We start from the raw sequence: 10565 nt of genomic DNA, 5'->3' as shown, positions 1-10565 counted from the left end.
ATCGTGTCGTCGAGCCGGAGTTTTAACCTCGTGGGACAGTTGGTCAACCTTGCGATCGTTAAGGCGGCTTCGAACCATGCGTATCACCGTTCATCTCGACACCTTCGATCGCGTAAGTCCGTGTGCTTACGCGATCCTGAACCTGGATCCGGCATCGCACAGGTGGCATTGCTCCAATCAGCACGGCCTTCATGTTCCGATCGATGGGCTTTTCAGGGAAGCTGACATGTGTCTGGCGCTCTACGACCTGGACGAAGATGCTCTGATCTGCGAACTCGAATCATTCAACATGAATGATATGCAAGGTCCATTCGAAGGCGAGACCGGATTGGCGCTTTGGTACGGCGAACAAGCCATCCAGCCGGCAGCGGGACATTGGCATGTGGACCTCGTCTCCGATCCGGCCGAGGTCGACACGTTGGATGTCGGCTGATCCAGATCAACGGGCGTGCGTTGAACCGTGGAAGAATCGATTGCTCATCTCGCTAGTTCTACCGCTTGCGCTTTGATGGCGCAGGCCGTCACTGGAACATTACTATGAATGCCCCGACAGAGCAAACGGCTTTGCGCATCATTCGCCTTGACCACAAACGTCTTGCCACGATCACGACCGCCATGCTCGACTTCATCAAACAGGTCGCCGATGGTGGACCGGCGCCCGACCCGATCGTATTGCGCGCCATGCTCTATTACCTGCGCGAATATCCGGAGCAATTTCATCATCCGATGGAAGACCGCTTCCTTTTCGCCGCGCTGAGGAAACGCACCGACGACTATGACGACGTGCTCGACGAACTCCAGTGCGAGCACATCGAAGGCGATGTACGGCTGCGCAATCTGGAACACGCCCTCACGCGGTTTGAACTTAAAGGCGAAGCCGTGCTATTCGGGCTACGCACACTCCTGGAGCAATATGCGGCATTCTGCGCCAATCATCGACGCGTTGAGGAAACGCTGATTATGCCCGCGGCTCAACGCCTGTTGTCGGCGCAAGATTGGGAGCAAATCGACGCTGCGTTCGAGTCGCGCTCTGATCCGTTTGGCGATGCGACATTCGAGGGCGAAAGTCTGGACAGCCTTTACCGTCTGATCGCCAGTACGGTGCCTACGGTCGGTGAAACACAGCTGCCGTCATGACCGTCATGAAGGTCGCAAGTCCGCTCAATCCGATCTGCGTGACGTTGGCTTTGGTCACCACCGCCAGTGATTGCTTCTCTGGCGACCGGCCAGAGCCCACTTGGCTAATCGATCAGCAGCGCTGCATGTTCTGTCATAAGTTGGATGTGCCACATCGCGCGCCCTCCTTCCAACAAATCGCTAACCGATACCGCGACACAGCCGGTGCCGAAGACATGCTTGAGCAGAAGCTTCGCAAAGGCGGCGAAGCTCACTGGGGCAAGAACGCGATGCCGTCGGCCATCGAAAGAGGCGGCGGAGCGCTTTCTCGTGACGATGCTCGCACGCTCGTGGAGTGGGTTTTGAGCCAATGACTCAACTCAACCAATGCTGTCAAAGCGAGACTTCGATGACGTACAAGACCATTGCCGTTGCACTCGATACGGGCACGCACGCTGCGCACCGTCTGGACGCTGCCGTCGAATTGGCGGAGCGTTTCAATGCGCATCTTTGCGGCGTCTACTCGGAATTCACGCTCGATCCACGGTTTTACTATCAGGCGGAGCCGCAGCACCGATATGAGGTTTCGCTACAAGCCTTGTGCCGCGAGCGGCATGAGCAGGCCGAGCATGCTTTTCGCAGCCGGCTGCTGACGTCGAAGGTAACGCATGACTGGCACGCGAACGAGATGACGACTGGCGCTGCCCTGTACATTCATGCGCGGCACGCGGATCTGACCATCGTCAGTCAGCATGACAGCGCGGAGCATGATGCCTATTTTGCCGACCGCTATCCTGACCGAACCATCATGGCCGCAGGCGGACCGGTGTTGATCTGGCCTCGGCAGCATGCGCGGACGCCGCTGGACGGAACTGCGGTGATTGCATGGGATGGCAGCCGTGAAGCCGCCCGCGCTGTTTTCGATGCGTTGCCAATTCTGCATTGTGCTCAACAAATCGACATTGTCACGATGCGGCCCGAACGAACCGCGTTGCATGCAGACGCAAGCGACGCTAAGCACCTCTCGAATAGTCTTGAGCGACACGCTATTCATGCCAGCGTCGTTGAACTCGTTGTGCCCGAGGAGTCCCGTGTCGAAACGACGCTGATGGCATACCTGCAATCCAATCAGGCGAACGTTTTAATCATGGGAGCGTTCCACCATACACGCTTGCGCGAGGCGGTCTTCGGCGGGCTGACGCGCGCTGTATTGCAGGACGCCAACGTGCCAGTGCTTATGTCGAACTAGATTTGCGACAGCGCGGGCAGGAAGCCGATTAGCTCAGCAGGTCGGTGAGCGTGAGCGAAATCGGTGTAACGCTCGGCCCGTCTTCGGCCAACTTGCGCGCCGCGACGAACAGGAAGTGATCGGGCGCGGCCGTAAAAAGCGTCTTCATGCTTACCTCGTCCATGCGTTGGATCTGAAGTAGTTCCTTGAAGACGCTGGCATCGATGCGAAAAACCTGCTGTTTCCCATCGAGACCGCCGATGAATTCAACAAAGCTCGTCCCATATCGCACGGGTGCATCGAGCGTGAGTTCCTGATTCATTGCGTCGCTCCGTGCATGTTCAGATTCCCGGCATGATCGGATATGGGATGGTGTGATCTTCGACGCCTTTCACGGCCGGGATGCCCTCTGCTGCGACGCGCATGGCATCGAGTTGATCGCTCGACCAGACCGTGCCCCACAGATGCACTATGCCGTTCTGCACGACGATGTTGCGACCCGGGAATGCCCATTCGCGCCCGGCCAACTCGCCCATGAGCATCGCGCGAATTTCGACGTCGCTTGCCGCGCTTGGCTCGGGCTGCGCTATCAACGCCGACGCCAGCGCCTGCACGATATTTGAACGGCTGACAATGCCCACGAGCCTGCCATCGCGCAGTACAGGAACCCGCTTGATGTGATGCGTTTCGAGGATAGTCGCAATGTCCGCGAGCGAAGCGTCCTCATTCACACACACCGGCTCGCGGCTCATAAGCTCACCCACCGTGCGTGCATGCGACTTGATATAAGCGCCTGCGCCGCGATCCGTACCCAGCATTTCGAGCCACCACGAGCTACGAACATGCTTTTTTTCTGTGCCTATTTCGTCGCGCCGGAGTAGATCGCCTTCGCTGATCATGCCGATGACGTGTTTGTTCTCATCGACGACAGGCGCAGCGCTAATGCGATGCTGCACAAGCAATAAGGCGAGAGCGTGGATAGTCGTGTCGGGCGTCACGCAGACGACGGAGGATGTCATTACATCACGTGCTTGCATCATGGGCTCCTGGACGATGGCAAAGGCGTTTTCACACGCACTCACGTTACGACTCTCCAACCCCCACGCGGTTGACTTGTGTCAATCATTCAGCGCTGACTCGTTCTCGTCGATGATGACATGCAACGTAGCGTGATTGACAACTTCATCCGCCAACCGCGCGCAAGTTGATGGTCGGCCCCGATCAGCGATCAGAACTACGAAACGTCCTTTCGCAGTCAACTGTACATCGAAAAAAGAGGCGTCTGCGGGGACAGACGCCTCAACCTTGCCCCCCGAAAGCACTCGCGCTTAACCGAATCGCAAATTATCGACAACTGCGTTGACGCCACGGGTTCCCCATGCTGCGCCGCGGGCAGCATTTCGCTCTGCCATGCTCTCGACTGTTCCGGACAGCGTTACCGTGCCGTCCTCAACTTTGACATCGATATGTTGCGCCTCGCGTATTGCATGGCGCTGGAGTGCGCGAGAGATCGCTTCGCCCACATCCGCGGACGCGAGATCATTTTGCACGCGGATCTGATTCGTTACGCCGGATACACCTCGAAGATGCGCGATGCCGCTCACCGCCATACGGCTTTGATAGGCCCACTCGACCGCCCCGCCTAGCGTGACGTGGCCGTGCTCCACTTGCACACTGACCGCGCCTTCAGGCAAGCCAACGGTCCATCGCAGCAAGGTGTTCGCCGCGCTTGCGATGTCCGAGTCGTAACGCACATCGTGATGTGGCACCCTGACATCCATTTCGACGACCACGGCGCAGACGCCGGACACCCGTCGCGCCGCTTCTTCTGCGGCGAGCTTCTCCGCCAGGCTGGACGTGTACCCGCACAAGGTCACAATGCCATGCGCCACTTCCACACCGATATGAGCAGCATCAACACCGGGGGTCCATTCGAGTTCTTCTTCGATGTCTTGCTTGAGCTTCCAATCCTCCTTCATGAGGACCTCCTTGCACAAATGAACGGGTGCAACAACAGCGCGCCTATGGCATCAATTGATCGCGAGGCGCTTTTGATCGGCCGGCGCCTTCTTGGGCAGCGTGAGTGTGAGAACGCCGTCTTGATATTGCGCGCTTGCGCTGGCGTCATCGATCACCCCCGCGAGCGAAAATGAGCGGCTCACTTCGCCGACATAGCGTTCACGACGAATCACTCGCTCGCCGTCTTTCTGCTCTTGATGGCGCTCCGTTTTGGCATGAATCGACACGGTGTTGCGATCGAGCTTAACTTCGATGTCCTTCTTTTCGACGCCAGGAAGTTCTGCTTTCACCTGATAGGCAGAATCAGTTTCACTCACATCGATCTTGCAATGACCGAGCGCTGCGTCTTCTGATGAAAGGCTACGTAACGGGCGAAACAGTCCCTGAAACATCTCGGACATGGGATCGAGTGAGAAAGGATCAAAGCGCGTGACGTTGCTCACGATAGTCTCCTTGCGATGAGTGGAAAAATAGTCGAGCCGTGGAAATACTGAGTCGAACCCGGCGGGACATGCATTGGTGAAACAAGCACAAGGTAACGGTGCTCGGCGATTTCTCGATTGACTTGTGTCAAGCAACCCCATGAAGCGCGCCTTCGACTTCCTAGGCATCGGCCAGGTGTCTGCGAGTCAGCAGCAACGGCAGATCCGTCAGCACGCTCACTCGGCCCGACACTGATCCAAGAATCCAACGCGCGACGCCACGCTGACCGTGTGTGCCCATGATGATCGCGTCCGCCTGCCACTCGGCGGCCTGCCGCAAGATGGCGTGCGCCACGTCGTCGCCGCTTTGCTCCGTTTCAACGATCGTTGTGTCGAATTTGAAATCGGAGGCATTCCACGACTGAGCGAAGACAATCTGCGCTTTGCGCAGTGCTCCGTGCCCTTCTTCCAGAAAAGCATCCTGTACTGAAGCCGCCGTCACGCTCTCCTCTGCGCGCGCCGAGCGATCGAGTACGTAGACGCATCTCACGCAGGCGCCTGGCGCAGCGATCTTGAACCCCGCACGTAGCGCCTCGAACGATGCCAGGCTGCCATCGACCGCACACAGAATTCGCCGCGGCCGGCCCGGAGTCTTTCGTGTAGCGCGTTCCGGTAACGACAGAATCGAGCAGCTCAAGGTGCTCGTGGCATCGCGCGCGGCGCGCTCGGTCCAGCCCAACACCGCTCTTTGCTGGCGCGATGAAAGTACGATCAGATCGGCGCGCCAGTTGAGCGCTGCGTGCGTCAAGGCATGAGCCGCATCGCCTCCGCGCTCGAACATGTCCTCAATCTGCTCATCGACATCGAGCGCTGCGTCATGCACCGTCATGCGCGCTGCACGCATGCATGCCTCGACACGGCGGCGCAGATTTGCGTGCGCGGCACTTCAGTTAAAAAAAGCGAGCGGCGCATTTGGGATCGTCGCACGTGTATTCTCGAGCAGACCCAGTACACGTACCTTCGAATCTGCGTCAGCCAGAGCCGTGACCAACGATGCCGCGTCCGCTCGATCCTCCGTCGCATCCACACACAGGAGGATGCGTCCGAATGCTGCGCGCTGGCGGCGCTGAACAGAAGTCTTACTCATATCCATCTCTCGATTGAGCTATTACGAACCATGCCCCCGGCCTAACACATGTGCATGCCACCGTTGATGGCTAAGTCCGCGCCGGTGATAAACGCGGCATCATCTCTGCAAAGAAAAGCGACCAATGCCGCCACTTCCTCGGGACGTCCGAGCCGTCCAAGCGGAATCTGCGGCAGGATTTTCGTGCGCATGACATCGTCCGGCACGGACTGAATCATCGACGTCGCAAGATATCCCGGCGACACCGTGTTGACGGTCACGCCCGCTTTCGCCACTTCAAGCGCGAGTGACTTGGTGAAACCATGAATGCCCGCCTTCGTTGCTGCATAGTTGGCCTGTCCGAACGCGCCGCGCGAACCGTTCACCGAGCCGATATTCACCACGCGCCCGAAGCCTCGTTCGATCATCGCGCCGATGTAGGGCTTGGTCATGTTGAATAGCCCATCGAGGTTGGTGCGCAGAACAAGATCCCAGTCGCTCCTCGTCATCTTGACGAAGCGCGCATCGCGAGTGATGCCCGCGTTGTTCACGAGACAATCGATTGGTCCAAACGCTTCGTGAATCTCGTACGCGCATCCTGCGCACGAATCGAAATCGGAGACATCGGCTTCGTATGCCTGGAAATCGCGGCCGCCTGCACGCTCCTGCTCAAGCCAGCTTCGCACGCGATCATTGTGTGGAGAATAGGTGACTGCGACGCGAAGTCCTTCGTCGAACAACATGCGGGCGATGGCCGATCCCAATCCGCCGCAACCACCGGTGACAAGCGCCGTGCGCTCATGCGGCATGTTGATCTCCTTTTGATCGGGTTCGAGGCGAGGCAGGGCTGGGTTGATCGCCTTGCATCACGTCTTGCATCACGTCCCGCAGCACCGATTCAGCGGCCTGTTCTGCGCCGGCAATGCGACTCATCTGGCCAAGCCACGCCGACTGCCAGTTCTTCACCTGATCCGAGAGACCTTGGCGCAAGACATTGCCTGCCGACATTTCGAGCCCGGCACACTCCTGCATCAGCGACACGAAATCGGCGGAATAATCGCGCAAGATCGTTTGAATGGACGCCAAAGCCTCGTTTGGACTCGACACTGCGGCGAGCGTCTCGTGCGTGCGCTTTAATGTGCGAGTTTGGAGTTCGATGCTGCGAAGTTGCGTCTCGTGGAAGTGCTCTCGCGCTTCGTTAGCCAGTTGCATCCATCGCAAGATCAGAAGGACGTTTTCGCGCGGCACATTGAATGGTTGATCGAATGGCGTCTGCATCACTTTTCTCCCACATGACTGGTCGGCTGCGGCACGAGGATTAACCCCTGCCTGGCTCCCGACTTTAGGCACATGCGCTTCGATCCGATTGACCTGCATCAACGACGCTCGACCTTTGTTTTCAGCGGAGTTCGTTGATGTGCATCAACCGGCGCAGAGGGGTCGCGTCAGAGCATGAGACATATCGAACCTACTCACTTCATGGCATGAACGCCGACACGATGCCCAACGCGTGGGATATCCGGGAAACCGATCTTTCGCCGCTCGCGGACGACGCGATCAAACTGCGCTTCGCCCTGCGCTACGCGGCGCTCGCGCCGTCCAATCACAACGCCCAACCCTGGCGCTTTCTTGTTGATGGCACAACCGTGCTCGTGTGTGCCGATCGTAATCGCGCACTTTCCGTGGTCGATCCTTACGATCGCGAACTCATCATGGGATGCGGCGCTGCGCTCTTCAATCTGCGCGTTGCGCTTCAGCGCTTCGGTCTCGGCTATACCATCAAGTTGTTTCCCGATCCTGACGATCCCGATGTGCTCGCTCGTGTTCGAGTCGATCGAGGATCGCCACGGGATACGAGCATCGCGACGTTGTTTGACGTGATGACTCGACGCGTAACGAATCGATCCGCTTTTGCTCCTACCCCGGTCCCTGAAGATATTCAGGACGCCCTCGTGCAAGCCGCGTTAGCCGAGGGTGTGGATGCGGTATCCATCGGCCGAACGGATATTCGCGATCGCGTCGCTGAATTGGTGACGCAGGCGGATCACCTGCAACTTCGAGACGTCCGGTTTCGGCGCGAGCTGGCGAGTTGGATTTACACCGGAACCCACGGCGATGGCATGCCCGCGTACGCGGGAAGTGTGGGAGGGTTGCTCGACTTCACCGTACCCATCATGGCCGCAGCCATACGCACCTTTGCGATGGACGACGGCATCGCCGCTTCCCATCAGCGCCTGCTCGACCACTCACCGATGTTGCTCTGTATTGGCACAGGAGAAGACAGCCCGTTCGCGTGGCTTGCGTGCGGGCAGGCGCTTGAAAGGGTTCTTCTGACCGCGACAAAGTTTGAGTTAAGCGCATCCTTCCTCAATCAGCCAATCGAAGTAGAACAATTGCGAAGCGTGCTGCGTCGGGAAATCGCGATGGAAGCCCTGCCACAGGTGCTCTTGCGGATCGGACGCGCGCCCTCCGTCATGCATACGCCGCGTCGGGCGATGCAAGAGGTGGTCGTAGAGTAGGCAACCAAGGAAAACGCGTGACGGGAACTTTTGCTATGCGTAGACTGATGCATCGGAAACTTTGATCCTGAATGATCCGCGCCGCGAATTGGCGTGTCGCACTAACGGAGAGAGTCGATGCAAGCCTCAAACCGTCAACCGCCGGCCGTCAGCAGCCATCTCTCGCATCGACTTCTGTCCTCCTCCTTGCAGACCGATGCTCACTTTCGTCTTTTAGTTGAGTCGGTACAGGACTACGCGATCTTTCTGCTCGATCCGCTCGGCAATGTGGCGACGTGGAACGACGGCGCTAAACGAATCAAGGGCTACGAGGCTGAGGAGATCGTAGGCCGCCACTTCTCCGTTTTTTACCCGCCCGAAGACGTGGCAAACGGCAAACCCCAGAGGGAACTGGAGTCCGCAGCGCATGACGGCCGCGTCGAAGATGAAGGCTGGCGCGTTCGCCGGGACTCGACCCGCTTTCGAGCCAACGTCGTCATCACGGCATTGCACGATCAGCAAGGTGAGTTGATTGGTTTTGCGAAGGTGACACGCGATATAACCGATCGGCTGCGGCTCGCGGAGTTGCAACACGCGCGCGAGTTGTCGGCTCATGTTCGGGCCGCTTTGGAGAACGAGCGTGCAACCATCGCCCGAGAACTTCATGACGATCTTGGTCAGCAACTTGCGGCGCTGAAGATGCAGCTTGCTAGGCTCGACTGGCCAGGCGCGCCTGGCGAAAGCGTGCAGAGGAAACCCGCTGCAACGCTTGCGCTTCAGACACAGATCGACGGAATCATCTCATCTGTCAGACGCATCGCTGCGGGCTTGCGTCCCCCACTGCTCGACGAGCTAGGTCTATACGCGGCGATCGAATGGCTCGTGAGTGATGTCAGTCGGCACTTCGGGCTCTGTATTCGGCTGAAGTTAGAGGGCGAAGAACCGAAGTTCGAATGTGCCGCCGCAACGTCGCTTTTCCGGATTCTGCAGGAAGCGCTGACCAATATCGTGCGTCACGCGCAGGCAAGCGACGTGGATGTCGTTGTCGCTGCGGACGAATCGATATTCTCTCTAAACATCGAGGACGATGGTCGCGGCGCTTCGCTCGATGTGCCTCGCGCCGCTGACGCATTCGGCCTGCTTGGTATGGGTGAACGCGTGCATCAACTCGGCGGCGTGATTACCTTCGACAGCCAGCCGGACGAGGGCTTTCGAATCGGTATCGAGGTTCCGCTCAAGAATATCGTCACCAGCATCCCCAAGTGAGCGCTTGACTGAGCGATTGCATGCAAGTTTCGTCGTCTTGCGGGCCTCGTCTCTCGAACAGCGCCACCGTTCAACGGACCACGTCCGATCCAGGTGAACCGGCTGAACCGGCCGGTTCGGGAAGCTGTGCCACTCGCCTGAACCGACTGGTATCGAATCCCATGTCATCGAGCTTCAGCAAAATGGCCTGATAGGTTTCGACGGGCATGTCCGGCCGACGAGACAGAATCCAGGCGAACGCCTTGTCGGGCGTAACCCGCACCGTGTACTGGTAGTCCGGATCAAGGTACACGGTCATCACGATGAATTCAAAAGGCCACAATGGACGCACTTTCCAGACGGAATTTTTCGCTCCATGCTCCGGATGAGCCCGAAATACGCTTCGAGTCTCAGGTTGATCGAACCCATGCTTCCGGCCAATTACTGCATCGTCGATATCTCCATCGTCACGCAATGTCCAGAGCGCGGCGCTTCCGACATAGTCGCGCTCATCGAACATGGGAATGCTCGCGATCACATACCAGCGGCCCATATAACGCGGCAAGTCCAGAGAGATGGGCGTAAGCGGCGCATCCGCATGCGGATTCATGTTGACAGGGATGTACGTGCACGCGGATATGCAACATGCCATTAGCCACGTTACGCCGTATCGAGCGATGAGCATCATGCTTGCCTCGGGCGTTTTACGAGTTCGTATGGACGAACTTGAAACTCGTTAAAGCTCGATCGCGTTATCGGCCTTCAGGTTGATCCACGTCATGCCTTCACGCAAGCCGCCCAGCACCGCTTCCCGCTCGGATGGGTAAGTTTGCGCATGTTTGAATCGGTGCATGAAGCGGCCACACTCGCCCTTCAGATGCTCCACGCTGATCATGCAACCCACTCCTTCC

15 protein-coding genes are annotated in these 10565 nt (G+C 58.2%); 7 read left to right on the top strand and 8 right to left on the bottom strand.

The window, feature by feature from the left end:
* The first annotated feature begins 76 nt into the window (after positions 1-76).
* The 4 genes from P7F28_RS04705 (at position 77) to P7F28_RS04690 (ending at position 2365) form a co-directional block, all read left to right on the top strand.
* A complete protein-coding gene (locus P7F28_RS04705; RefSeq protein ID WP_277183276.1) occupies positions 77-433 on the top strand; it encodes a DUF3564 family protein in 357 nt (118 codons plus the stop codon).
* Positions 434-537: 104 nt separating this feature from the next.
* Positions 538-1137, top strand: a complete 600-nt coding sequence (locus P7F28_RS04700) for a hemerythrin domain-containing protein (protein WP_277183279.1) — start codon at positions 538-540, stop codon at positions 1135-1137.
* Positions 1134-1490, top strand: a complete 357-nt coding sequence (locus P7F28_RS04695) for a c-type cytochrome (RefSeq protein ID WP_370467234.1) — start codon at positions 1134-1136, stop codon at positions 1488-1490. Before P7F28_RS04700 ends, P7F28_RS04695 begins: the two co-directional genes overlap by 4 nt.
* 35 nt (positions 1491-1525) lie before the next feature.
* A complete protein-coding gene (locus P7F28_RS04690; RefSeq protein WP_277183275.1) occupies positions 1526-2365 on the top strand; it encodes a universal stress protein in 840 nt (279 codons plus the stop codon).
* A 28-nt stretch (positions 2366-2393) separates the two neighbouring features.
* On the opposite strand, the gene P7F28_RS04685 is transcribed toward P7F28_RS04690, so the two are convergent.
* From P7F28_RS04685 to P7F28_RS04665, 5 genes are all read right to left on the bottom strand, one after another.
* On the bottom strand, positions 2394-2666 hold the full coding sequence (locus P7F28_RS04685; protein WP_277183274.1) for a hypothetical protein: 273 nt from the start codon (positions 2664-2666) through the stop codon (positions 2394-2396).
* Between the two features lie 19 nt (positions 2667-2685).
* Complete coding sequence (locus tag P7F28_RS04680) at positions 2686-3381, bottom strand: CBS domain-containing protein (protein ID WP_277183277.1); 696 nt, start codon at positions 3379-3381, stop codon at positions 2686-2688.
* 291 nt (positions 3382-3672) lie between these two features.
* Complete coding sequence (locus P7F28_RS04675; RefSeq protein WP_277183273.1) at positions 3673-4323, bottom strand: BON domain-containing protein; 651 nt, start codon at positions 4321-4323, stop codon at positions 3673-3675.
* Between the two features lie 51 nt (positions 4324-4374).
* Positions 4375-4806: an Hsp20/alpha crystallin family protein gene (locus P7F28_RS04670; RefSeq protein ID WP_277183272.1), complete on the bottom strand. Its 432-nt coding sequence runs from the start codon at positions 4804-4806 to the stop codon at positions 4375-4377.
* 160 nt (positions 4807-4966) lie between these two features.
* Entirely contained in the window at positions 4967-5524 is a 558-nt protein-coding gene (locus P7F28_RS04665) for a universal stress protein (protein WP_277183271.1), read from the bottom strand.
* A 72-nt stretch (positions 5525-5596) separates the two neighbouring features.
* Here P7F28_RS04665 and P7F28_RS04660 point away from each other — a divergent pair, with 72 nt between their 5' ends.
* Complete coding sequence (locus P7F28_RS04660; protein ID WP_277183270.1) at positions 5597-5977, top strand: hypothetical protein; 381 nt, start codon at positions 5597-5599, stop codon at positions 5975-5977.
* On the opposite strand, the gene phbB is transcribed toward P7F28_RS04660, so the two are convergent.
* Together phbB and P7F28_RS04650 are read right to left on the bottom strand one after the other, a co-directional pair.
* Positions 5974-6720, bottom strand: a complete 747-nt coding sequence (gene phbB, locus P7F28_RS04655) for an acetoacetyl-CoA reductase (protein WP_277183269.1) — start codon at positions 6718-6720, stop codon at positions 5974-5976. The two genes, P7F28_RS04660 and phbB, sit on opposite strands and share 4 nt — an antisense overlap.
* The gene (locus P7F28_RS04650; protein WP_277183268.1) at positions 6710-7189 is read right to left on the bottom strand and encodes a hypothetical protein; all 480 of its coding nucleotides are present in this window, start codon (positions 7187-7189) and stop codon (positions 6710-6712) included. The genes phbB and P7F28_RS04650 overlap by 11 nt, the downstream gene beginning before the upstream one ends.
* A gap of 206 nt (positions 7190-7395) precedes the next feature.
* Here P7F28_RS04650 and P7F28_RS04645 point away from each other — a divergent pair, with 206 nt between their 5' ends.
* Positions 7396-8430, top strand: a complete 1035-nt coding sequence (locus tag P7F28_RS04645; protein WP_277183267.1) for a nitroreductase family protein — start codon at positions 7396-7398, stop codon at positions 8428-8430.
* 117 nt (positions 8431-8547) lie between these two features.
* The gene (locus tag P7F28_RS04640; protein WP_277183266.1) at positions 8548-9675 is read left to right on the top strand and encodes a PAS domain-containing sensor histidine kinase; all 1128 of its coding nucleotides are present in this window, start codon (positions 8548-8550) and stop codon (positions 9673-9675) included.
* A 70-nt stretch (positions 9676-9745) separates the two neighbouring features.
* On the opposite strand, the gene P7F28_RS04635 is transcribed toward P7F28_RS04640, so the two are convergent.
* Positions 9746-10342, bottom strand: coding sequence for a lipocalin family protein (locus tag P7F28_RS04635; protein ID WP_277183265.1), 597 nt, complete (start codon positions 10340-10342; stop codon positions 9746-9748).
* Positions 10343-10565: the final 223 nt, after the last annotated feature.

The sequence above is a fragment of the Caballeronia sp. BR00000012568055 genome, assembly GCF_029439455.1.
In the GTDB taxonomy this organism is placed as follows: Bacteria; Pseudomonadota; Gammaproteobacteria; order Burkholderiales; family Burkholderiaceae; genus Caballeronia.
Note: the sequence above shows the minus strand (reverse complement) of the source record. Positions and strands in the feature narration are given on the sequence as shown.